The organism is Sphingomonas xanthus (assembly GCF_007998985.1).
In the GTDB taxonomy this organism is placed as follows: domain Bacteria; phylum Pseudomonadota; class Alphaproteobacteria; order Sphingomonadales; family Sphingomonadaceae; genus Sphingomicrobium; species Sphingomicrobium xanthum.
The window spans coordinates 765,581-788,604 of sequence record NZ_CP041659.1 but is presented as its reverse complement, the minus strand read 5'-3'; the positions used below and the strand labels follow the sequence as shown (position 1 = coordinate 788,604).

The 23,024-nt window shown below is 64.1% G+C and carries 25 protein-coding genes; 15 read left to right on the top strand and 10 right to left on the bottom strand.

Going from position 1 to position 23,024, the window contains the following annotated elements; genetic code table 11:
• Positions 1-453, bottom strand: coding sequence for a preQ(1) synthase (gene queF / locus FMM02_RS03970; protein ID WP_147493647.1), 453 nt, complete (start codon positions 451-453; stop codon positions 1-3).
• A gap of 82 nt (positions 454-535) precedes the next feature.
• Between queF and sseA the strand changes: the two genes are divergently transcribed.
• Positions 536-1,375, top strand: coding sequence for a 3-mercaptopyruvate sulfurtransferase (sseA, locus tag FMM02_RS03965; protein WP_147493646.1), 840 nt, complete (start codon positions 536-538; stop codon positions 1,373-1,375).
• Here sseA and FMM02_RS03960 read toward each other — a convergent pair.
• Genes FMM02_RS03960 through FMM02_RS03935 form a run of 6 tightly spaced genes read right to left on the bottom strand, consistent with a single transcriptional unit; the run spans position 1,365 to position 7,103 of the window.
• Positions 1,365-1,745 carry a hypothetical protein gene (locus FMM02_RS03960; protein ID WP_147493645.1) on the bottom strand — a complete coding sequence of 127 codons (381 nt, stop codon included), beginning with the start codon at positions 1,743-1,745 and terminating at the stop codon, positions 1,365-1,367. The two genes, sseA and FMM02_RS03960, sit on opposite strands and share 11 nt — an antisense overlap.
• A gap of 46 nt (positions 1,746-1,791) precedes the next feature.
• Entirely contained in the window at positions 1,792-2,343 is a 552-nt protein-coding gene (locus FMM02_RS03955) for a winged helix-turn-helix domain-containing protein (protein WP_147493644.1), read from the bottom strand.
• Between the two features lie 19 nt (positions 2,344-2,362).
• Positions 2,363-2,770 (bottom strand): DUF3035 domain-containing protein, encoded by a 408-nt coding sequence (locus tag FMM02_RS03950; RefSeq protein WP_147493643.1) that lies wholly within the window; start codon positions 2,768-2,770, stop codon positions 2,363-2,365.
• Positions 2,763-3,263 (bottom strand): signal peptidase II, encoded by a 501-nt coding sequence (gene lspA, locus FMM02_RS03945; RefSeq protein ID WP_147493642.1) that lies wholly within the window; start codon positions 3,261-3,263, stop codon positions 2,763-2,765. The genes FMM02_RS03950 and lspA overlap by 8 nt, the downstream gene beginning before the upstream one ends.
• On the bottom strand, positions 3,256-6,150 hold the full coding sequence (gene ileS, locus FMM02_RS03940; RefSeq protein WP_147493641.1) for an isoleucine--tRNA ligase: 2,895 nt from the start codon (positions 6,148-6,150) through the stop codon (positions 3,256-3,258). The genes lspA and ileS overlap by 8 nt, the downstream gene beginning before the upstream one ends.
• Positions 6,151-6,161: 11 nt before the next feature.
• Complete coding sequence (locus FMM02_RS03935; RefSeq protein WP_147494957.1) at positions 6,162-7,103, bottom strand: bifunctional riboflavin kinase/FAD synthetase; 942 nt, start codon at positions 7,101-7,103, stop codon at positions 6,162-6,164.
• Between the two features lie 366 nt (positions 7,104-7,469).
• Here FMM02_RS03935 and rpsM point away from each other — a divergent pair, with 366 nt between their 5' ends.
• The 14 genes from rpsM (at position 7,470) to FMM02_RS03865 (ending at position 20,854) form a co-directional block, all read left to right on the top strand.
• Positions 7,470-7,838 (top strand): 30S ribosomal protein S13, encoded by a 369-nt coding sequence (gene rpsM, locus FMM02_RS03930; protein ID WP_147493640.1) that lies wholly within the window; start codon positions 7,470-7,472, stop codon positions 7,836-7,838.
• Positions 7,839-7,919: 81 nt separating this feature from the next.
• Positions 7,920-8,309, top strand: coding sequence for a 30S ribosomal protein S11 (gene rpsK, locus FMM02_RS03925; protein ID WP_147493639.1), 390 nt, complete (start codon positions 7,920-7,922; stop codon positions 8,307-8,309).
• A 106-nt stretch (positions 8,310-8,415) separates the two neighbouring features.
• Positions 8,416-9,489, top strand: a complete 1,074-nt coding sequence (locus FMM02_RS03920) for a DNA-directed RNA polymerase subunit alpha (RefSeq protein ID WP_147493638.1) — start codon at positions 8,416-8,418, stop codon at positions 9,487-9,489.
• A gap of 90 nt (positions 9,490-9,579) precedes the next feature.
• A complete protein-coding gene (rplQ, locus tag FMM02_RS03915) occupies positions 9,580-9,996 on the top strand; it encodes a 50S ribosomal protein L17 (RefSeq protein WP_147493637.1) in 417 nt (138 codons plus the stop codon).
• An 89-nt stretch (positions 9,997-10,085) separates the two neighbouring features.
• Positions 10,086-12,281, top strand: coding sequence for a prolyl oligopeptidase family serine peptidase (locus FMM02_RS03910; RefSeq protein WP_147493636.1), 2,196 nt, complete (start codon positions 10,086-10,088; stop codon positions 12,279-12,281).
• A gap of 151 nt (positions 12,282-12,432) precedes the next feature.
• On the top strand, positions 12,433-12,936 hold the full coding sequence (locus FMM02_RS03905) for a hypothetical protein (protein WP_147493635.1): 504 nt from the start codon (positions 12,433-12,435) through the stop codon (positions 12,934-12,936).
• Between the two features lie 138 nt (positions 12,937-13,074).
• Positions 13,075-13,644 carry a hypothetical protein gene (locus FMM02_RS03900; protein ID WP_147493634.1) on the top strand — a complete coding sequence of 190 codons (570 nt, stop codon included), beginning with the start codon at positions 13,075-13,077 and terminating at the stop codon, positions 13,642-13,644.
• A 110-nt stretch (positions 13,645-13,754) separates the two neighbouring features.
• Complete coding sequence (gene guaA, locus FMM02_RS03895) at positions 13,755-15,323, top strand: glutamine-hydrolyzing GMP synthase (RefSeq protein WP_147493633.1); 1,569 nt, start codon at positions 13,755-13,757, stop codon at positions 15,321-15,323.
• Between the two features lie 100 nt (positions 15,324-15,423).
• Positions 15,424-15,876, top strand: a complete 453-nt coding sequence (locus FMM02_RS03890; protein WP_147493632.1) for a hypothetical protein — start codon at positions 15,424-15,426, stop codon at positions 15,874-15,876.
• A gap of 23 nt (positions 15,877-15,899) precedes the next feature.
• Positions 15,900-16,769, top strand: coding sequence for a 3-methyl-2-oxobutanoate hydroxymethyltransferase (gene panB / locus FMM02_RS03885; RefSeq protein ID WP_147493631.1), 870 nt, complete (start codon positions 15,900-15,902; stop codon positions 16,767-16,769).
• A gap of 127 nt (positions 16,770-16,896) precedes the next feature.
• On the top strand, positions 16,897-17,592 hold the full coding sequence (locus tag FMM02_RS03880; protein ID WP_147493630.1) for a tetratricopeptide repeat protein: 696 nt from the start codon (positions 16,897-16,899) through the stop codon (positions 17,590-17,592).
• 9 nt (positions 17,593-17,601) lie between these two features.
• Positions 17,602-18,936 carry an outer membrane protein assembly factor BamB family protein gene (locus FMM02_RS03875; RefSeq protein ID WP_147493629.1) on the top strand — a complete coding sequence of 445 codons (1,335 nt, stop codon included), beginning with the start codon at positions 17,602-17,604 and terminating at the stop codon, positions 18,934-18,936.
• A gap of 37 nt (positions 18,937-18,973) precedes the next feature.
• Complete coding sequence (gene der / locus FMM02_RS03870) at positions 18,974-20,341, top strand: ribosome biogenesis GTPase Der (RefSeq protein WP_147493628.1); 1,368 nt, start codon at positions 18,974-18,976, stop codon at positions 20,339-20,341.
• A gap of 81 nt (positions 20,342-20,422) precedes the next feature.
• Positions 20,423-20,854 carry an Hpt domain-containing protein gene (locus FMM02_RS03865; RefSeq protein WP_246104816.1) on the top strand — a complete coding sequence of 144 codons (432 nt, stop codon included), beginning with the start codon at positions 20,423-20,425 and terminating at the stop codon, positions 20,852-20,854.
• On the opposite strand, the gene FMM02_RS03860 is transcribed toward FMM02_RS03865, so the two are convergent.
• From FMM02_RS03860 to FMM02_RS03850, 3 genes are all read right to left on the bottom strand, one after another.
• Positions 20,851-22,122, bottom strand: a complete 1,272-nt coding sequence (locus FMM02_RS03860) for a DUF418 domain-containing protein (RefSeq protein ID WP_147493627.1) — start codon at positions 22,120-22,122, stop codon at positions 20,851-20,853. The two genes, FMM02_RS03865 and FMM02_RS03860, sit on opposite strands and share 4 nt — an antisense overlap.
• 69 nt (positions 22,123-22,191) lie before the next feature.
• Positions 22,192-22,671, bottom strand: a complete 480-nt coding sequence (gene bfr, locus FMM02_RS03855) for a bacterioferritin (RefSeq protein ID WP_147493626.1) — start codon at positions 22,669-22,671, stop codon at positions 22,192-22,194.
• A gap of 113 nt (positions 22,672-22,784) precedes the next feature.
• On the bottom strand, positions 22,785-22,979 hold the full coding sequence (locus FMM02_RS03850; protein ID WP_147493625.1) for a (2Fe-2S)-binding protein: 195 nt from the start codon (positions 22,977-22,979) through the stop codon (positions 22,785-22,787).
• Positions 22,980-23,024 lie beyond the last annotated feature (45 nt).

Below are 23,024 nucleotides of genomic sequence, written 5' to 3'. Positions count from 1 at the left end.
CTAGCCCCGGCCGCGGTAGGCCTGGACGCCTTGGTCGGGAAGCCACAGGCCTTCGGGCGGGGGGGCCGACTGCCAGAACACGTCGATCGGGATTCCGCCCCGCGGATACCAGTAGCCACCAATCCTGAGCCAGCGCGGTTTCATCTCCTCGAACAGGCGCTGGCCGATGCCGACGGTGACGTCTTCATGGAAGCCGCAATGGTTGCGGAAGGAGCCGAGAAACAGCTTGAGACTTTTGGATTCGACGATCGATTCCATCGGCGCATAGTCGATCACCAGATGGGCGAAGTCGGGCTGTCCGGTTACCGGGCAAAGCGAGGTGAATTCGGGCGCGGCGAAGCGCACCAGGTAGAGCTGGCCTGCGCGCGGATTGGGGACATAGTCCAGGACCGCTTCCTCGGGCGACGCGGGAAGGGCGCTAGACTGGCCAAGATGCTTCGGGGTCATAGTCATCGCTGCGCCTCTAGCAGGGCATTCAAGCCATTGCGAGGAGTGGCCGGGCGGGGCATTGAACAGCGGCAAACAGGGGAGCTGCATGGATAATTTGGTGACCACCCACTGGCTGGCGCAGAACCTTGGCGCGGCCGACCTCGCCATCGTCGATTCGACCCTTTTCCTGCCGGGAGAGGGCCGCGACCCGGTTGCAGAATTTCGCGTCGCACATATCCCCGGCGCCCGCTTCCTCGATATCGACGCGGTCAGCGACAAGGCGTCGCCGAGCCCGCACATGCTGCCGTCGGCAGCCGTCTTCGGCGAAGCGATGCGCGACCTCGGCGTCGGGCGCGACGACCGCATCATAGTCTATGACAACAGCGGCCTCAGGACGGCCGCCCGCGGCTGGTTCATGATTCGCCATTTCGGGGCGGAGCGGGTTGCGATCCTCGACGGCGGCTTTCAGAAATGGCGCGCGGAAGGAAGGCCGGTTGAAAGCGGCGATCCGGCGCCGCGCAAGGCCCGGTTCGATGCCCGCGAGCGGCCGGGTGAAGTCATCGCCAAGGCGGAAATTGCGCAGGGCCTGTCTATCCCGCTGCTCGACGCGCGCGGGCCGGGCCGGTTCGCCGGAACAGACGCCGATCCCCGGCCGGGTGTCGCCTCGGGACACATCCCGGGTGCCAGGAACCTGCCCTATGCCGCGCTTTACCGCGACGATGGCACGCTTCGCTCCGACGAGGAGCTGGCCGCACTGTTCGACGCGCTGCGGGTCGATCCCAGGACCCCGTTCGTCGCCTCCTGCGGGTCGGGGGTGACGGCCAACAGCATCATTTTTGCCGCCCACCGCCTCGGCGGACGCCACGCACGGCTATATGATGGAAGCTGGAGCGAGTGGGGCGCCGATCCAACGACGCCCAAGGCCAAGGGTCCGTCTAGAGGCTGAACAGCTGGTCGACCGACTCGACGCCGCGGCCGATTTCGTCGCGGAAGCGCGCAAGCGCCGCGGAATTGGGCCTACGGCCCGCGTCATGGTGAGATGCAATGGTTTCAAGGCCTGCCGCAGCCGCTGACGCAATCCGCGCCGAGCGCGCGTCATAGACCCGCTGTCTCGCCGGGGAGGCCACCGGCCAGCCCGCGGCAAGCTTGGCCTCAGCCATGGATTCCGATGGCGGATCGCCCGCGACCTCATCGACGCAGGCCAGCGCCTGGCGGATCGACGCCAGCCGGGCAACGGCCTCGGCATAAGGTCCGGCGACGACCGGGGCTTCGGCCTCGGCCGATTCGCTGAACGATTCGGGCAGAAAATGAATCATGCTCCGCCGTTTGTCACGGCAGGGTAAATCTTCAGTGAATCAGGCCTCAGGCGGCGCTTGCGGTCTCGATGTCGCGCAGGATCCAGCCGCGCTGCGGGATCGTCTCGATAAACTCGGCCCCGCCCGATGCCGAGCGCAGCTTCTTGCGCAGCTTGGAGATGAATACGTCGATGATCTTCGGTTGCGGCTGGTCGTCGGCGCGGCGGTAGAGATGCTTGAGGAGCATCTGCCGGGTGACGACATTGTTGCGCGCGAAGGCAAGCAGCTCGAGGACCCGATATTCCATCTCCGTGATGCCAATTGGATGACCGTCGATCCGGATCAGGCGCTGGACCGGGTCCACCGCCAAGCGACCGCCGCACAATGTTTCGGGAAGCTCGGTTCCGCTGGCCTTGAGGCTGGCGAGCAGGCGCGAGGCAGCTTCCTCGCTATCTTCGGCGCTGAGAGTGACCGGCGTGCCGAGCAGCAGCTGCTGCACCTCGGCGAGGCTGCGGTGAGCCTCTTCAACCAAGCGGCTGCCTTCCTCGAAGCGCCGCCGCGAACGGTCGAGCATGGCTTCGATTTCGACCAGCCTTGCGGAAAGATTCTCTGAGCTCATCAAGCCCCCCTTAAGCCAGTTATTGCGGGGTCTGGGCCGACGCCAGCTGGCTTCCGCTTGGCGCAGCGGCGATGATCGCCTGGGTCGCCTGGCCCTTGTCGACCACGCGGGTCTCCGGGTCACCGACGGTCGAACGCACTCCAAGCGAAGCGCGATCGCGCCCGGCGCGCTCGAGCAGCGAGGTTTCGGTCTGGCTGCGCGGGGCGGGGCCGCCGAACAGCGCCTCGATCGCCTGGGTCTGCGCATCCTGCGCCGACATGCTGATCGTTCCGGCGACCGGCGGGGTCAGCGTATAATCGGGGGGAATGACCAGCGGCGCGTTGCGGGCAACCGCGAACTCGTCGAGTGACGCGCGCTTGCCGCTGAAGACGCCGCAGCCGGCCAGCAGCGCGGCTGCCGGGGCGATGAGGATAATGGCCTTACGCATGTTCGTTCGTTCCTTCAGGCGCCGGATCGCGCACGAAAAAGGCGCGGAGCAGCAAGATTACCACGCCGATGCTAATCGCGGCATCGGCGACATTAAAGACCAAAAAGGGACGGAAGGCCCCGAAATGCAGATCAGCGAAGTCCACGACATAGCCGTGGCGGACCCTGTCGACGATATTTCCGAGCGCTCCGCCCAGTACCAGGGCTAGCGCAAGCTGGTCGCCGCGCTTTTCTTCCTTGCGAATCCACCAGCCCACGCCGATCGCGATCGCGGCGGTCATCGCGACCAGCAGCCAGCGCCCGGTTTGCGTCGTGGCATTGAGCAAGCCTAGCGAAATACCGTAATTTTCCACCCAGGTCAGGTTGAAGATCGGCAGCAGTTCGATCTGGCCGATGTCCTGCAGGCGCAGCGGGCCGGTGACAATCCACTTGGTCAGCTGGTCGACCGCGAAGATCGCCAGCGCGATCGAATAGGCGAAACCCTGCTTAGCCATTCACCACATCCTCGCACCGCGCGCACAAATCGCCGTCTTCACTCACTTCGGGAAGCAGGCGCCAGCAGCGTCCGCATTTATGATGATCAGTCTTGGTCACCGCCAACGTTTCGCCCGGCCTGACCGAGGAGACGATGAACAGCTCCTCGAGCAGCTTGGGGTCGGCATTGCTTGCGACTGTCACTTCGGCCTCCAGGCTCGATCGGATCAGCTTGTCGCGCCGCAGCGGTTCGATCGCTTCGGTCACTGTTTCGCGAAGGCTTCGCAACTCGGCCCATTTTGCTTCAAGCGCCTCGTCGCGCCATTCGCTGTCGACCAGCGGCCATTCGAGCAAGTGGACGCTGCCCGCGTCCGGATAGCGTGTGCCCCACACTTCTTCGGCGGTGAAGACCAGCACCGGTGCAGCCCAGCGGACCAGCGCATGGAACAGTGTGTCGAGCACGGTGCGATAGGCGCGGCGCTTTGGATCGTTCGGAGCGTCGCAATAGAGCGAGTCCTTGCGGATATCGAAGAAGAAGGCGCTGAGGTCGTTGTTGGCGAACTCGCTCAGCGCGCGGACATAGCTGTTGAAATCATAGTCCGCGACCGCCTGGCGAAGCACCACGTCCAGCTCTGCGGTCAGCGCCAACATGTAGCGCTCAAGCTCGGGCATCTCCGAAGCCGCGATCCGCTCCTCCTCGCCGAACCCGTCGAGCGCGCCGAGCAGGTAGCGGAAGGTGTTGCGAAGCTTGCGATACTGGTCGCCGACCCCGGCGAGGATTTCCTTGCCGATGCGGTGATCCTCGGTGAAATCCACCGAGAGCGCCCACAGCCGCAATATGTCTGCGCCATAATCACGCATCAGGTCGAGCGGGCTGATCGTGTTCCCCAAGCTCTTGGACATTTTCATGCCCTTCGAATCCATGGTGAAGCCGTGGGTCAGGACGGCGTCGTAAGGCGCCCGGCCGCGCGTCCCGCAGCTTTCCAGCAGCGAAGACTGGAACCAGCCGCGATGCTGGTCGGACCCTTCCAGATAGAGGTCGGCGGGCCAGCGCTGCTGGGGCCAATGGCCGCTTTCCAACGTGAAGACATGGGTGCAGCCCGAATCGAACCAGACGTCGAGGATGTCGGTGACGCGTTCATAATCGGCGGCGTCATAGCGATCGCCCAGATATTCCTGCGCCCGTTCCTCGTCCCAGGCGTCGACCCCCTCAGCCTTGATCGCCGCAACGATGCGCTCGTTCACCTCATGGTCGACCAGCAGCTTGCCGCTCTTCTTCTCGATGAATACCGCGATCGGCACGCCCCAGGCGCGCTGGCGGCTCAGCACCCAGTCGGGCCGTCCTTCGACCATCGAGCCGATGCGGTTGCGGCCCTTTTCGGGAACGAAGCGGGTCTCGCTGATCGCCTTCAGCGCTAGGTCGCGCAGGGTCGCGGTTTCGTCGGCGACATGATGGGCGGGGTCGAGCGGCGCGCCGCCTTCGCCTTCCCAGCGGATCTCGGCGGTCGACTTGAGGTGATGAAGTCCGATTGGCTTGTCCATCGCCACGAACCATTGCGGGGTGCAGCGGTAGATAACCTTGGCCTTCGACCGCCAGCTGTGGGGATAGCTGTGGCTGTAATCGAACGAGGCGGCGAGCAGCGCGCCGGCTTCGCTGAGGTCGGAGCAGATCGGGCCGTCGGGGGCGTTGAATTTGGGGTTGATGACCGACATGCGCCGCTCATCATAGCCGCCCAGCCAGGGCCAGTCGTCACGGTAACGGCCGTCGGCCTCGACCGCGAACTGCGGTTCGATGCCATGCGCCTTGCACAATTCGAAATCATCCTCACCATGGTCGGGAGCCATGTGCACGAGGCCGGTTCCGCTATCGGTGGTTACGAAATCACCCGGCAGAAACGGGCGCGGCCTCGCGAAGAAGCCGCCAAGATGGTGCATCGGGTGGCGCGCGACGGTGCCGGCGAAGTCAGAGCCGATCATCTGCAGGACCGGGGCGATGCTGCCTGCGAGGCGGTCTTGAACCTGTTGAAGAAGGGCCTTCGCAATCAGAATTCGCTGTCGCGGGCCATTATCCATCGTGCCGGATTTGAATTCGGCCAAAACATACTCGACCTCTGGGCCGTAAGCGATCGCCTGGTTGACCGGGATCGTCCAGGGCGTCGTCGTCCACACCGCGGCGTGGGCCCCGACCAGCTCCGGGATCGGGCTTTCGACAATCTCGAACGCCACGTCGATCTGGGTGGACGTGATGTCCTCATATTCGATCTCGGCCTCGGCCAGCGCGGTCTTTTCGACCGGGGACCACATCACCGGCTTGGCGCCGCGATAGAGCTGGCCCGACTCCGCGAACCTGTAGAGCTCGGAAACGATCGTTCCCTCGGCTTCAAAGTTCATCGTCAAATAGGGCTTGTCCCACTGTGCACCGATGCCGAGCCGCTTCAATTGCTCGCGCTGGGTGTCGACCCAATGCTGCGCATAGGCGCGGCACTCGGCGCGGAATTCCTTGACCGGCACCTCGTCCTTGTTGCGCTTTTTCTTCCTGTACTGCTCCTCGACCTTCCATTCGATCGGCAGGCCATGACAGTCCCAGCCGGGCACGTAGGGCGCGTCCTTCCCCAGCAAGGTCTGGGTCCGGATGACCATGTCCTTCAGGATATGGTTGAGCGCATGGCCGATATGGATGTCGCCATTGGCGTAGGGGGGGCCGTCGTGGAGGATGAATTTCTCACGCCCAGCGCGGTTCGCGCGGACCTGGTCGTAAAGGTCGGCTTCCTGCCATCGGGCAAGGAACAGCGGCTCCTTCTGCGGAAGGCCCGCCTTCATCGGAAAGTCGGTCCTGGGCAGGAAGACGGTGCTGCGCCAATCTTGCTTGTCGGCGTCTGGCTTTTCGGGTGCTGGCGTATCGGGCATCGCGGCGGGCCTTAGGCGAGGGGCGGGCCAGCGGCAAGCAGCCGGCGGGCCGCAGCGGCGTCCTCGTCCATCCGGGCCTTCAGCGCGTTGATCCCGTCGAATTTCATCTCGCGCCGGATGTAAGCGTGGAGCGCCACTTCGATGGCCTGCCCGTAGAGGTCGCCGTCGAAGTCGAACAATACAGTTTCCAGCAATTCGCGGGGCGGATCGAACATCGGCCGAACGCCAAGATTGGCTACCCCGTCATGCTCGCTGCCATCGCCGAGGCGGACACGCACCGCATAGATGCCATAGGCCGGGCGAAGATAGCTGCCGAGTTCCATGTTGGCGGTGGGCCAGCCAAGCTCGCGCCCGCGCTTGTCGCCATGGATCACCTTGCCCGCGATCGCGAACGGCCGCGTGAGGAGGCGGGTGGCGGATGCAGGATCACCCGCCTGGAGCGCCTCGCGGATCCGGCCAGAGGAGATTCGCTTTCCGTCCAGCACCACTGCGGTCATCGCTTCGGCATCGATGCCCCGCGCCGCGCCCCATTCGCGCAACCGTTGCGCATTGCCGCCGCGCCCCTTGCCGAATGTGAAGTCCTCGCCGGTCACCACCCCCGCCGCGCCGAGCCGGCGCCCGAGCAGGTCGGCGACGAACTCCTCGGCCGGCGTCGCGGCCAGTTCGGCGCCGAAGCGGAACACCAGCATCGCGTCGGCTCCGGCCGCGGCGAACAGACGCTCGCGCTGGTCGAGCGTGGTCAGGCGAAAGGGCGGCGTCTCGGGCCGGAAATGGCGAACCGGGTGAGGATCGAAAGTCGCGACGATCGCCGGCCGCCGCTCATGCGCGGCTTTCTGCACCGCCCGCCCGACCACGGCCTGGTGGCCGAGGTGGAAACCGTCGAAATTGCCCAATGCGATCACGGCGCCGCGAAGCGCGTCGGGGATCGGATGGTCGTGGAACAGGCGCTGCATTGCCAACCGCCCTAATGGCATGGCGGTTGCGCGGCAATCGCCTGCAGGGTCGGGGCGCATGGCGATCTGGCGCGACTTCGTTCGGGCAGACACCGGGGTCGCTTCGCATGGGTTAGCGGTGCAGGCAAAATGGGTTGTTCCGGATAGCCGAAAGGGTCCCGTCTGCGCTTGACTCTCACCCGGGCGACTCCTACAGCATCCCCATCCCGTTTCACCGGTTGGCCGGCGGCGCATCCCTGCGCGCGCCGTTTTGCCGTTGGACAGGGCTCCCTTCGAAGGCGACTTTGACGGGATCCTGAAGGGTCAACGCTTTGAGATGGGTCGGTCGGGTGCCCGCTGACCTGTGGAGCTAGGAGAAAATAGTTCATGGCACGTATTGCGGGCGTCAACCTGCCCACCAACAAGCGCGTTCTGATCGCGCTTCAATATATCCACGGCATTGGACAGGCCAAGGCCAAGGAAATCACCGAAAAGCTGAAGATCGCTCCGGAGCGCCGCGTCCAGGACTTGTCGGATCAGGAAGTGCTGCACATCCGCGAAGCGATTGACGCCGACTACACCGTCGAAGGCGACCTGCGTCGTGAGACGGCGATGAACATCAAGCGCTTGATGGACCTCGCCTGCTACCGCGGCCTGCGTCACCGCAAGGGCCTTCCGGTCCGCGGCCAGCGCACGCATACCAACGCCCGCACCCGCAAGGGTAAGGCGAAGCCGATCGCCGGCAAGAAGAAGTAACGCCGCTGGGGCGCTACGCCGGCACGCATCCTGCGTGGTGACGATGCGCCTCGCCGACCGCTTTTCGAGGATTTAGAGAGAATGGCCCAATCCCCCCAGCGTCTTCGCCGTCGCGAGCGCAAGAACATCACCGCCGGCGTCGCCCATGTGAACGCCAGCTTCAACAATACTATGATCACCATCACCGACGCCCAGGGCAACGCCATCGCGTGGAGCTCGGCTGGCATGATGGGCTTCAAGGGCAGCCGCAAGTCGACGCCTTATGCGGCGCAGGTCGCGGCGGAAGACGCAGGCCGCAAGGCCGCCGAACATGGCGTCCGCACCCTCGAGGTCGAGGTCAAGGGTCCGGGTTCGGGCCGCGAGAGCGCGCTTCGTGCGCTGCAGGCGGTCGGCTTCCAGATCACGTCGATCCGCGACGTGACCCCGATCCCGCACAATGGCGTGCGCCCGTCGAAGCGTCGCCGCGTCTGAGCCGAGATCGGCCGGGGCATCTGCTCTGGCCCGATCCGCTTAGGCAACAAGGTTCAAATCCAGGGGACCGCGGGACGCCGCCTCCCCCTACTGCCAAGGAAGAAAAATGGCCGTCAACACAAAGAACTGGCAGGAACTAAAGAAGCCGAACGCGCTGGAGCGAAAGCCGGGCACCGACGTCCGCCGCAAGGCGGTGTTCGTGGCCGAGCCGCTGGAGCGTGGCTTTGGCATGACCCTCGGCAACTCGCTGCGTCGCGTGCTGCTGTCGTCGCTTCAGGGCGCGGCCGTCACCTCGATCAAGATCGAAGGCGTGCTGCATGAATTCTCGAGCCTGGCGGGGGTCCGCGAGGACGTCACAGACATCATCCTTAACGTGAAGCAGATCGCGCTTAAGATGGAAGGCGAAGGCCCGAAGCGTCTCCAGCTGTCGGCGACCGGCCCGGGCGAAGTCACCGCCGGCCAGATCGCCACCAGCGGCGATATCGAGGTGACCAACCCTGAACTCGTCATCTGCCACCTCGACGATGGCGCGACGCTCAACATGGAACTGACCGCTGACGTCGGGAAGGGCTATGTTCCGTCGGCCGCCAATCGTCCGGCGGATGCGCCGATCGGCCTGATCCCGGTCGATGCGCTCTACAGCCCGGTTCGCCAGGTCGCCTACAAGGTGGAAAACACCCGCGTCGGTCAGGAACTGGATTATGACAAGCTGACCCTGACCGTCGAAACCGACGGCACTGTCAGCCCCGAGGACGCGCTGGGCTATTCGGCCCGGATTCTTCAGGATCAGTTGCAGCTGTTCGTCCACTTCGACGACAGTCAGGTTCGCGCCGCCCCGTCCGCGGGCATGGCCGGAACCCCCGGCATCGTCGCCCAGGAAGGCGCCGCCGCAGACACCAACCAGCTCAACCGCTACCTACTCAAGAAAGTCGATGAGCTGGAACTGTCGGTCCGTTCGGCCAACTGCCTGAAGAACGACAATATCATCTACATCGGCGATCTGGTCCAGAAGACCGAGGCCGAGATGCTCCGCACGCCGAACTTCGGCCGCAAGAGCCTCAACGAGATCAAGGAAGTCCTTGCCTCGATGGGCCTGCGCCTCGGCATGGACATCCCCGGCTGGCCGCCGGAAAATATCGAGGAAATGGCCAAGAAGCTTGAGCAGGAATTGCTGGGCTAATTGACCGCAAACGGGTTTGGGCGGTGCCCGTGATCACCGCCTGGATCGGGCTACCTCGCACGGGCCCCCTACGAACGAAGGACTAGAAAAATGCGCCATCGCATCGCCGGCCGTAAGCTTCAGCGCACCTCGGCCCACCGCGCCGCCATGTTCCGCAACATGGCCGCCGCCCTGATCAAGCATGAACAGATCACCACCACCCTTGCCAAGGCGAAGGAACTTCGTCCCTATGTCGAGAAGCTGGTAACGCTTGCCAAGAAGGGCGGGCTTTCGAACCGTCGCTTGGCCCATGCGCGCCTGCTCGACGATGCCCAACTGGTCAAGCTGTTCGACGTTATCGCCTCGCGCTACGCCGAGCGCAACGGCGGCTACACCCGCGTGGTGAAGGCCGGCATCCGTTCGTCGGACGCCTCGCCGATGGCGATCATCGAATTCGTTGACCGCGACGTCTCGGCCAAGGGCCAGGACTCGGGTCCGGTGATGGTCGAAGAAGGCGAAGAGGCCTGATCGTCGCTTCCACGGATTGAAAAACGAAAGGCGCGGGCTAGTCTGGCCCGCGCCTTTTTCTTTGCCAGTAGTTCCCGGAGATTTTCTTCATGCCATTCCGCCTGACCGCCGCCGCCTTGCTGGCCACCTCCAGCCTCGCCCTAGGCGCTTGCGCCACTGTTCCCCCGCCTCCCCCGTCACCCCCCGAACTGGCCGCCGCGGCAGCCGCAACGCCTCAGGAGGGCGCCATCCAATATCCGCTGACCCGCAAGATGGACCTGATCGAGCCCCAGTTCGGCGAAAATGTCGCCGACCCTTATCGCTGGCTGGAGAATGACGTCCGCAACGATCCTGAGGTCCGGGCCTGGGTAACCGCGCAAAATGCGGTCACCGACGCCTTCCTCGAATCGCTTCCGCTCCGCGACAAGTTCAAGGCTCGGATGACCGAGCTTTACGATTATGAGCGCTTCGGGATTCCGCGTGAGAAGGGCGGCCGCTATTTCTATTCGCGCAACGACGGGTTGCAGAACCAGTCGGTGCTCTATGTCCGTTCGTCGGCCGATGGCGAGGGCCGGGTGCTGATCGACCCCAATGGCTGGTCCGCCGACGGCGCGACCGCGCTGGCCGAATGGAGCCCGAGCGACGACGGCAAGCTGCTCGCCTATGCAATCCAAGACGGCGGCACCGACTGGCGGACCGTCAAGGTGCTCGACGTCGGCACCGGCGAGCTCAGGAGCGACGAGCTGAAATGGCTGAAATTCGGCGGGTCGGTCGAATGGGCCAAGGACGGCAGCGGTTTCTACTACAGCCGCTTTCCCGAGCCGCCTCCCGGACAGACCTACCAGTCGCTCAACAAGAACCAGAGCGTCTATTTCCACAAGCTGGGGACGCCTCAGTCCGCCGACCGGCTTGTCTATGCCACCCCCGACCATCCCGATTACGGGCATTATGCATCGATCAGCGAGGACGGCCGGTGGCTGGTTGTCACCAGTTCGATCGGCACCGACGATCGCTATGAAGTGACGCTGATCGACCTTGCAAGGCCGACTGCCAAGCCGCGCACGCTGATCAAGGGTTTCACCCATAATTACAGCTATGTCGGCAACAAGGGCGCGACCTTCTACTTCATCACCAATGACGGCGCGCCGAAGCTCAAGCTGGTGGCAATGGACGTGTCGCAGGCCAGTCCGAAGGTCCGGACGATCATTGCCGAGGATGAGGCAACGCTCGATGGCGTATCGATGGTCGGGGGGCGGCTTACCGCATCCTATCTCGTCGATGCGAAAACCGAGGTTCGGGTCCACGATCTCCAGGGCAAGCTGATCCGCAAGGTCGCGCTTCCCGGGATCGGCACCGCCGCCGGTTTTGCGGGCGACCAAGACGATAACGAAACCTTCTTCGCCTTTACCAGCTTCAACCAGCCCACCACCATTTACCGCTATGACGTGGCAAGCGGGAAGGCCAGCGCCTGGGCCGCGCCGAAGCTGGCATTCAATCCCGACGATTACCTGGTCGAGCAGCGCTTCTACGCGTCGAAGGACGGCACCCGCGTGCCGATGTTCATCGTCCGCCGCAAGGACGTCACCGGCCCGGCACCGACCGTGCTCTATGGCTATGGCGGCTTCAACGTGTCGATGACCCCCGGCTATTCGCCGACCCGGCTGGCATGGCTTGAAGCGGGCGGCGTGTGGGTCATGGCCAACCTTCGCGGCGGCGGCGAATATGGCAAGGCATGGCACGATGCCGGCAGGTTGCAGAACAAGCAGAACGTGTTCGACGACTTCATCGCCGCGGGCGAATATCTGAAGGCGCAGGGCATCACCGGCAAGGACCAGCTGGCGATCGCGGGCGGCTCCAACGGCGGGCTGCTGGTCGGCGCGGTGGTCAACCAGCGCCCCGACCTGTTCGCCGCGGCCTCCCCGGCGGTCGGCGTGATGGATATGCTGCGCTTCGACCGTTTTACCGCGGGCCGCTACTGGGTCGACGATTATGGCTATCCCAACAAGGAAGCCGATTTCCGCAGCCTGCTGACCTATTCGCCCTATCACAACATCAAGGGCGGGGTGGATTATCCGGCGGTGCTGGTGACCACCGCCGACACAGACGATCGCGTGGTTCCGGGGCACAGCTTCAAATATGCGGCGGCACTTCAGGCGGCCGGGACGACCGGGACGGATCCGCTCCTTATCCGGATCGAGACCCGCGCCGGCCACGGGTCGGGCAAGCCGACCAGCAAGATCATTGAGGAAGCGGCCGACGTCTACGCATTCTTCGGTCACTTCACCGGTCTCGAACGGTCCCGATAGTTCCGCGCGATCGAACCACTTCGGGGGCCGCGGCTTAACGCCGCGGCCCCTTTTCCTTGGTACGTTCAGCCTTGGGGCTTGCATCCTTTTCGGACCTGTAACGTTATTTCCCGGTCGGGCCGGGGGTCGCGGTTCAAGGAGAAGATGCGGGATGATCAGGATGCGTATCATATTGGTGGCGGCCGGTGCGGCCGGAATCGCAGTAGCCGGGCCCGCCTCGGCCCAGTATCAGCAGCGGTCCGGAGGCATTGGCAGCGCAATCGTCGACAGCGTGCTTGGCTATGGCCGCTATCCCTATGGCAACTACGGATACAATAATTACGGCCGGGAGCGGTACGGGATCGACCGGTGCGCGCGCGCGGTCGAAGCCCGGCTTAACCGGCAGCGCGGCTGGTACAGCGGAAACCAGTATCGGCGCTATGGCAATGGCCGGGTCCAGGGCATCACCCGCGTCGAACGCAAGAAGTACGGGCTGAAGGTATGGGGCGTCGCTAGTTCCGGTTATGGCGGCTACCAGGGCTGGAACCGTCCTGGCTATGGCAATTACGGCTATCATGCCGGCGCCGACCTTCGCTTCGAATGCAAGGTTTACCGCAACGGGCAGATCCGCGACATCGACATCAAGCGGCGGCCGGCTCAGTGGCGGGGCTACTGAGCGCCAAGGGGAACGTTCCGCAAAGCTGAACGAACGCCGACATCGGCATTCAGGGCCAATGCAGCCCGACTCGGCTATTAACCGTTATCAGAGACCGATCCTGCGCAAAGGATCCGGTGAGTAACGAGGAGACAGCCGATGTCGCTCAAGATGAAGATGCTGGCCGGTGCGGCCGGAATCGCGGCTGCCGTGGGTGTGGCGACCCCGGCTGCGGCGCAATATTACCCCGGCAGTAGTTACCCGGGCTATGGATATGGCAACAACCAGGGCGGGGTGGTCGGCGCGATCATCAACAGCGTCCTCGGCTATGGCCAATATCCGCACGGAAACTACGGCTATAACAGCTATCGCAACCAAAGTTCGGCCGTAAACCAATGTGCCCGCGCGGTGGAAGCCCGGATCAACGGCTATCGCGGCGGCTACTATGGATATGGCGGCCAGGGCTATGGCTACGGCTACGGCTATAACAATCAGGCCCAGGGCCGCGTCCAGGGTATTACCCGGGTGGAACGCAAGTCCTACGGCCTCAAGGTCTATGGCGTCGCCAGCTCGGGCAACCGTTATTATGACGGCTATGGCCGCGGCGGTTACGGCAGCTATGGCTACAACGCCGGCGCGGACCTCCGCTTCAACTGTGAAGTCCGCTACGACGGCCGCATTCGCGATATCGACGTGAAGCGCCGCACTGCCCAATGGCGCGGTTACTAAGCGCCCCCTTTTCCAAGGGAATGGAATGGGCCGGGTTCTGGACGAACCCGGCCCATTTTCATGTCAGGGCGAAACTTTACAGCGCGGGCGCCGATGCCTATCGGCCAGCCATGACGGCACCCCAAGATACGATCCTCATCGTCGATTTCGGCAGCCAGGTGACCCAGCTGATCGCGCGCCGCGTGCGCGAGGCGGGGGTTTATTGCGAGATCGCTCCCTTCAGCCTGGCCGAAGATGCCTATCGGCGAATGCAGCCCAAGGGCATCATCCTGTCGGGCTCACCGGCGGGCGTGCCGGAAGAGGGAAGCCCCCGCGTCCCCCAAATACTGTTCGAAGCTGGCGTGCCGATCCTCGGTATTTGCTATGGCCAGCAAGTGATGACCCACCAGCTTGGCGGCACCGTCGAGGCGGGCAGCAATGGCGAATGGGACGGGGAGTTCGGTCGCGCCTTCATCACGGTCACCGAGGATTGCGCGCTGTTTGACGGGCTGTGGAGCGTGGGCGAGCGGCACCAGGTCTGGATGAGCCACGGCGACAAGGTCAGCAAATTCGCGCCCGGCTTTGAGATCGTCGCGGTCAGCGACGGCGCGCCGTTCGCCGTCATCGCCGACGAGAAGCGCCGATTTTACGGAACCCAGTTTCACCCGGAAGTGGCGCATACGCCCAACGGGGCAAGGCTGATCGCCAACTTCGTCCACAAGGTGTGCGGGCTTGCCGGCGACTGGACGATGGCAGCCTATCGCGACACCAAGGTCGCCGAAATTCGCCAGCAGGTTGGCACCGGCCGGGTCATCTGCGGCTTGTCGGGCGGGGTCGATTCCTCGGTTGCGGCGATTTTGATCCACGAGGCAATCGGCGACCAGCTGACCTGCGTGTTCGTCGATCACGGCCTGTTGCGGCTTAACGAGCGGGAACAGGTGGAGACGCTGTTCCGCGATCATTACAATATCCCGCTGGTCGTGGTGGACGCCGAAGAGCGGTTCATGAACGGCCTTGCCGGGGTCACCGACCCGGAGGCCAAGCGCAAGTTCATCGGCGGAGAGTTTATCGCCGTGTTCGAGGAAGAGGCGAAGAAACTTGGCGGCGCCGACTTCCTCGCGCAGGGCACGCTCTACCCGGACGTGATCGAAAGCGTCAGCTTCACCGGCGGGCCGTCGGTAACGATCAAGAGCCATCATAACGTCGGCGGCTTGCCCGAGCGCATGAACATGAAGCTGGTCGAGCCCTTGCGCGAACTGTTCAAGGATGAAGTCCGCGAGCTGGGCCGCGAACTTGGCCTCAACGACCAGTTCGTCGGCCGCCACCCGTTTCCGGGACCAGGCCTTGCGATCCGGATTCCGGGCGAGGTCAGCAAGGAGCGCTGTGACATCCTGAGGAAGGCCGACGCAGTCTACCTCGAGGAGATCCGCAATGCCGGGCTCTATGATGCGATCTGGCAAGCGTTCGCGGTGTTGTTGCCGGTCAAGACGGTTGGCGTGATGGGCGACTATCGAACCTACGACCATGTGTGCGCGCTTCGCGCGGTGACCAGCGTCGACGGGATGACTGCCGACATCTATCCGTTCGATGCGGCCTTCCTCAGCCGCTGCGCAACGCGAATCATCAACGAGGTGAAGGGCATCAACCGGGTTGTCTACGACCATACGTCGAAGCCGCCTGGTACGATCGAATGGGAATGATCCGGCCCCGTCGGTTGCGTAACCGGGCGACTTGCGCTTGGTTCGGCTGTCGGACGAGAAGGACTGGCGACTTTCCAGTCCCGTCCGGGGGGAGCGATCAATGAGCGACGGCAATTCCAGAATGACTTCGGCAACCACCCGTGCGCCCGGATGGTATTGGGCCGCGGCAGGGGGCGCCCTGCTGTTCGAGCTCGCCGGCTGTCTGGCCTATCTTGCCGAAGTGCGGATGACCGACGCCGACATCGCCGCACTGCCGCTGGACCAGGCGGCGCTGCTGGCGGCCCGGCCGGACTGGTATTACGCGGCCTTCGGGATTGCGGTCTGGGTTGGCCTGGTTGGCGCAATCGGCCTACTTCTGCGCCGCCGCTGGGCTGCCCCTGCGCTGCTCGTTTCGCTGGTCGCCGTGGTCGTCCAGGTCAGCAGCGTGCTAATCGTCCCGGAAATGCGCGCCGTCCCGTCGGACGCGCTGATCATCTCCGCGGTGGTCATCATGGTCGCCTATGCCTTCTGGCAAATGGCCAGGCTGTCGGCGCGGCGGGGCTGGCTGCGCTGAGCAGGACCGCCTAGGAGGGCGTCATGTCTACCTTTACGATCGACAGCGCGACCAGCCGGGCGACGCCAACCCCCGTCCCCGGCAAGAGGATGACCGTCCCGGCGATCCGCGGTCGCAAGCAGGACGGGGTCACGGCCCAGCCGGTGGTGATGCTGACCGCCTATACGATGCGGATGGCGCAGCTCCTCGATCCGCATTGCGAAATGCTGCTGGTTGGCGACAGCCTTGGTCAAGTGATCTACGGCCTGCCTTCGACGGTTCCGGTGACGATGGACATGATGTGCGCCCATGGCGCCGCGGTGGTGCGCGGGTCCTGGCATGCGCTGGTCGCCGTCGACATGCCGTTTGGCAGTTATGAAGGCTCGCCCGAACAGGCTTTCGCCAGTGCATCGCGGATCTTGAAGGAGAGCGGCTGCGCGGCGGTAAAGCTGGAAGGCGGCGAGGCGATGGCCCCGACCGTCGACTTCCTGACGAAGCGCGGAATTCCGGTGATCGGCCATGTCGGCCTGACACCTCAGGCGGTCAATGTGCTAGGCGGCTACGGCGCGCGCGGCAAGAGCGAGGCGGAGGCCGCCAAGATCGTTGGCGATGCCCGCGCGGTGGCGGATGCCGGGGCCTTTTGCCTCGTCGTGGAAGGGGTGATGGAGGCGATCGCTGACGCGGTGACCGCCGCGATCCCGGTGCCGACCATCGGGATTGGCGCATCGTCCCGCTGCGATGGCCAGGTTCTGGTGACCGAGGATATGCTGGGCCTGTTCGAGCGAACGCCCCGGTTCGTGAAACGCTATGCTGACCTTGCCAATGAAATCGGCGCCGCTGCGGCGGCTTATCGCGAACAAGTGCTCGACCGATCGTTCCCGACCCCCGATCAAACCTACCGGCCCAAGAGCTAGGCGGAGGCGCACATGGGTCTTTGCCTTTCGCGGCTCACGCGCTAGACGATGCGCCGCCAGCTTCCATTCATCCGGGGTGGGGAAGGAAGCGTCTTGGTTGTTCCCACCGTGACTTTTGAGGACCCACTTGGCCCTGACTCCTGACACTTCGGAATCCTTCGTTCGCGAGGTTGACGAAAATCTTCGCCGCGACCAGATGCGCGATGCGGCCAAGGCCTATGGCAAGTGGATCGTCGCCGCCGTGGTGGTCTTCCTCGCGGTGGTCGGCGGCTATCTCTACTGGCAGAACCGCCAGCGCGAACAGGCGATCGCAGACGGCGAGACGATGTCCGCGGCGCTCGACAAGGTCGGTGCCGGCGATGCGGCCGGCGCGGCAAAGGACCTTGAGCCGCTGGCGGCGTCCGGCAATGATTTGATCCGGGCCACCAGCAAGCTCACTCGCGCCGCGCTCGCGCTTCAACAAAACGACCGGCAGGCTGCCAGCCGCATCTATGCCGAGGTTGCAGCCGACACGGACCTGCCGCAGCCCTACCGCGACATGGCGCTGCTGCGCGGGACCATGACCGATTATGATCAATTGAAGCCCGACGAGGTGATTTCCCGCCTCGCACCGCTTGTCGAGCCGGGCAAGCCTTTCTTCGGCAGCGCCGGCGAACTGACCGGCATGGCGATGCTGGCCAAGGGCGACCGCTCCGGAGCCGGCCAGCTGTTCGCTCGAATCGCCGCCGACCAGCAGGTACCCGAATCCATCCGAACCCGCGCCGTCCAGGTGGCGGGTTCGCTCGGCGTCGACGCCAGCGCGTCGCTGCCCACCGCACAGTAGGAACGTTCCATGCGTCACGCTTTCCGATTTTCCATCCTCCTTGCTTCGGCCACCATGCTTTCGGCGTGCGGCGGCGGACTTGGCCTGTTCAAGAAGAAGCCGGGAACGCCGGTAGTGGGTGAGCGGGTCGCGGTGCTGGTCAACGAGGCGGACATTGAGATCGACGCCAATACCGCCGGGATGCCGATGGCCTTGCCGGCCGCGACGACCAATGACAGCTGGGCGCAGTCGGGCGGCAATGCCCGCAAGTCCGTCGGTCATGTGACGCTCGGTAATTCCCTGGCCGTCGCCTGGACTTCGTCGATCGGCAAGGGCAGCGACAAGGATGGTCGCCTTGGCGGCGGCCCGGTAGTGGCCGATAACAAGGTTTTCACGGTCGACACGACCGGGACGGTCCGCGCCTTCAGCACGCAAAACGGCGGCCAGCTTTGGTCGGCGCGCTTCGGCGAAGTCGGCGAAAACGCCGCCTCGCTTTATGGTGGCGGCGTCGCTTACGATGGTGGCCGCGTCTATGCGACCAATGGCCTTGGCTATGTCGCTGCGCTCGATGCCAACAGCGGCAATGCGATTTGGACGGTGAAACCGGGCGGCCCCCTGCGCGGCGAACCGTCGGTGTCGGGCGATGCCGTCTATGTCGTCAGCCAGGACAACCAGCTTTACTCGCTGAAGGCTGCCGACGGCACGACCAACTGGTCGAACGCCGCCGCTTTGGAAATCGCTGGCGTGTTCGGCTCGGCCGCTCCTTCGGTGGGCCAGGGCACGGTCGTCGCCGGCTTCTCGAGCGGCGAACTCAATGCCTATCGGTACGAAAACGGGCGCCAGGTGTGGCAGGACGCGCTAGCGCGCACCTCGATCTCGACAAGCGTCGCCTCGCTGAGCGATATCGATGCCGATCCGGTGATCGACGGCGGTGTGGTCTATGCGGTGGGACAGGGCGGACGGATGGTCGCGCTCGACCTTTTCTCCGGTCAGCGCATCTGGGAATTGAACTTCGGCGGTATCGCCACCCCCTGGGTCGCGGGCGAATGGCTGTTCGCGGTCAACGATCGCGGCCAGCTGATCGCCGTGTCGCGCGCTACCGGCAAGATCAAGTGGATCAACCAGCTTCCGCGTTTCACCAATGAAAAGCGCAAGACCGGGCCGATCAACTATGTAGGGCCGGTTCTGGCGGGTGACCGGCTGATCCTTGCCGGCTCAAACGGCGCGCTGGTCAACGTCAATCCGATCGACGGAAGCTTCCAAAGCCAGGTCGACGTAAAGGACGGGATCAGCTTCCAACCCGTCGTGGCCAACAACACGCTGTACATTCTGACCGACGGCGGGCGGCTGATCGCCTACCGCTAAGGTTGACGCCATTGCGGTGGGCGGGCAGGGGGCAGGCATGCCCCTACCCACCGTCGCCATCGTCGGCCGTCCCAACGTCGGCAAGTCCACGCTATTTAATCGACTGGTCGGGAAGCGCGTCGCCTTGGTCGACGATCGCCCGGGCGTGACCCGCGATCGCCGCGAAGGCGAGGGGCGCCTGCTCGGGCTTGAATTCCGGGTAATGGACACCGCCGGTTTCGAAGACCAGGACGCCCAATCGCTGCCGGGGCGGATGCGCGCCCAGACCGAGGCCGCCGTGCGCGAGGCGGATATCGCCCTGTTCCTGATTGATGCCCGGGAAGGGCTGACCCCCCTGGACGAGGAAATTGCCCGCTGGCTCCGCAGCGAATCGACCCCAGTCGTCGTCGCCGCCAACAAGGCCGAGGGCCGCTCTGGGGAGTCCGGCCGGCTGGAAGCCTTCGCGCTGGGGTTTGGCGAGCCGTTCGCCTTGTCGGCCGAACATGGCGAGGGCCTGGTTGACCTGTTCGAGGCGATCCGTCCGCATGTCGAGCGTGACGAAGACGAGATTGAGGAGGACGAGGAAGCCGAAAACGGTCCGCTGAAAATGGCGATCGTCGGACGACCTAATGCCGGCAAGTCGACGCTGGTCAACAAGATGCTCGGCGAAGAACGGATGATCACCGGCCCCGAGGCCGGGATTACCCGCGACAGTATCAGCCTCGACTGGGAATGGCAGGCGAAGGACGGCACCCGCCACCCGGTGCGGCTGGTCGATACCGCGGGCCTGCGCAAGCGCGCCAAGGTCGAGGACAAGCTGGAAAAGCTGAGCGCGGCCGATACGCGCCGGGCGATCGATCATGCCGAGGTCGTTGTCCTGCTGCTCGACGCGACCCGCGGCCTGGAGGCGCAGGACCTGCGCATTGCCGACCAGGTGATCGAGGAAGGGCGGACCTTGGTCATCGCGCTCAACAAATGGGATGTCGCTGAACATGCGTCGTCGCTGTTCAACGGCGTCAAGGCAGCGCTCGAAGAAGGGCTGAGCCAACTCAAGGGCGTTCCCGTGCTGACCGTGTCGGCGAAGACGGGCAAGGGGATTGACCAGCTGATCGGCGCCGCCCTCGAGGTTCGCGAGGCCTGGTCGAGGCGAATCCCGACGGGCGAACTCAACCGCTGGTTCGCACGGGCGATCGAGGCCAATCCACCGCCCGCGCCGGGCGGCAAGCGGATCAAGCTGCGCTATATTACCCAGGTAAAGACCCGGCCTCCCAGCTTCGTGGTATTCGGAACGCGGGTCGACCAGCTTCCGGGCAGCTATGAACGTTATTTGCTGAATTCGATCCGGCGCGAACTTAAACTTGGGCCGGTGCCGCTGCGAATGACCATGCGGGCACCGCGAAATCCGTTCGACGACAAGACGAAATAACCGGTCCTTTACCCTTTCCGGCCTAGACAGGGCGTGTGGAACTGCGCTTGGCCTCGACAGGCGCGCAAGGAGATAGGTCGGGTGGACGACGGTTTGGACATCGTTGACTGGGTACATTTTGAGAAAAGCCGGGCTGAACTGGGCCCCGGCTTCATCCGCATCCTGTCCTATTTCCGGGAAGACGGCGCCAAGAGCGTCATGGCGATCGAACAGGCGATGCACGAGCAGGACACGGTCGCGCTGGTGATCCCCGCCCACACGCTCAAGGGCGAGTCGCGCCAGTTCGGCGCGGAGCCGCTGGCCGAGGTCGCGGAGAAGATCGAGACGGTCGCCCGTTTCTGCATCGAAACCCATCGCTTCCCCGACGAGCTCGTCCCCGACGTGGTTGAGCTTCGCCGCTTGTGGAGCCGGACGATCGAGCTGTTCGACAAAGCGACCAACCCGCTGCAGAGCCGAGCGGCGCCCGGCGGGTTCGGCCGCAAGGTCGCCAACCAGGGATTTGGCCGGATCTAGACCGGTACGGGCTCTCGCCCGGCCTTCCGCATCGGCTGCAGCGAGCCGCGCGACAGGCTGCGCCACAGCCATTCGAGCGGTCCATAGTGGAAACGGTCGAGCCAGGGCTTGGACCAGGCCAGCATCAGAGCCCACATGCTGATCACCGGAAGCCAGAGGGCCGCGCGCTCGACCAGGCCGAACAGGCCGAGCCCATATCCGTAAAAGAGGCTGGTCATCACCAGCGATGTAGCGAGATAGTTGGTAAAGGCCATGCGGCCCGCCGCCGCGACACGGTCACGTAGCGCGGGAGCGGCGCCGCTGCCGATCCACAGGATTAATAGCGCGGCGATGGCAATCGCTACCGGAATGTCGAAGGGCGCGGAAATGGCAACAAGGCTTGCGAACAGCAGCGGCGTGTCGAAATCGGTGGTGACAATCCTCGAAGCGAGGAGCACCAGCGGCGGGAGGCCGAGGGCAAGACCCCAGATCGCCCAGCGGCGGTAGCTGGCCCGCGGCCAATCGCCGGTGACGAAGCCGGACTTGTACATGGCCATGCCGATCAGCATCAGAGCGACGGTTTCCAGACCATAGCCAAATAAGGAGGTGAAGGGCATCCAGGTCATCTTGCCCAAGCGATAATCGACGATCTCGGCATAGCCGCTCCGATAGATTGCAAGCTCGCTGGCGATCTTGCCGCTGTTGGCTCCAACCTCCAGCTCTAGCGCGCGACGCGCTTCAATCGCTCCGGCCGCTGCCTCGGGGGACAGACCGGGGGATCCAGCCATAGATGCGACCCAGCTGACCAGCCCGTAGAAGATGACGGACAGGCCGATCAGGACCACCGCCCAGCCGATCAGCGCCCGCGGCGACTGTTTGCGGAAGACGTAGATGATCATCCCGCACATCGCATAAAGGGCAAGGATGTCGCCGAACCACAGGAACCAGAAGTGGAGGCAGCCGACCGCCAGAAGGACGATCATCCGCGTGTAATGGGCGGACGCGCCGCCTCGGTCCGATGCCCTCGCCCGTTCGATCACCAGCAGCGTCGAGGCCCCGAACAGCATCGAAAAGAGCGTACGCATCTTGCCGTCGAAAAGGACGAAGTTGGCCGCCCATGCGGCCAGGTTAATGCCGGTGTCGCCGCCATAGGCCGCCGGATTGGAATAGGCCGGAAACGGCATGGCGAAGGCCACGATATTTAGGACCAAGATGCCCATCACCGCTGCGCCGCGCACGACATCGAGCGTAACGAAGCGCTGTCCTGCAGGCGAAGTCGCGTCAGTCATTACCCCACCCCCTGGTTCGCAATGGTGATAGGCGCTTTGCTGTGCGATCGCCAAGCGGTGATGAAGCGGTTATTCCTCGGCGGGCTTGGACTGGAGCTGGATGTAATTCTGCAGTCCCATGCGGGAAATCATGTCGAACTGGGTTTCGAGGAAGTCGACATGTTCCTCCTCTTTCTTGAGGACGTCGGCGAACAGGTCGCGACTTCCATAGTCGCGCAGTTCCTCGCAGGTCGCAACCGCGGCGCGATACATCTCCACCGCTTCCAGTTCGGCGGCGAGATCGGCTTTTAGGATTTCCTCGACATTCTCGCCGATGCGCAAGGATCCGAGCGCCTGGAAATTGGGCAGGCCATCGAGGAAAAGAATACGCTCGGCGAACTGGTCGGCGTGTTTCATCTCGTCGATCGATTCATGCCGCTCATATTCGGCAAGCCGGGCGACACCCCAATTGTCGAGCATGCGGTAGTGGAGCCAATATTGGTTGATCGCGGTAAGCTCGGCCTTGAGCGCTTCGTTGAGCAGCGCGATGACCTTCGGGTTGCCCTTCATGACCGGATCTCCTTGGCTTGCGGCCACAGGATTACGCCTGTCGCCCTGCTAAGGAAAGGTCAAAATCGGCAGAAAAGTAGGAAAAATTAGCGAATGCGAGTCAGTTGCATTCGCTATGCGGCTTGAGCGGCCTCATCGCGCGGTCGGGCCAGCATCTCGTCGACGATCTCGTCGGCCATATCGCGGCAGCCGCCACACTGGAATTCGCAGCCCATCGCACGATAACATGAGTCAGAATCCGCACAGCCCCGCCGAACGGCAGCGCGGATATCGTTGGCGCGAATCACATTGCAGGAGCAAACGATCATGGCGCTGACTATACTAGATAATGAGAACCATTCGCAACTGTAAAA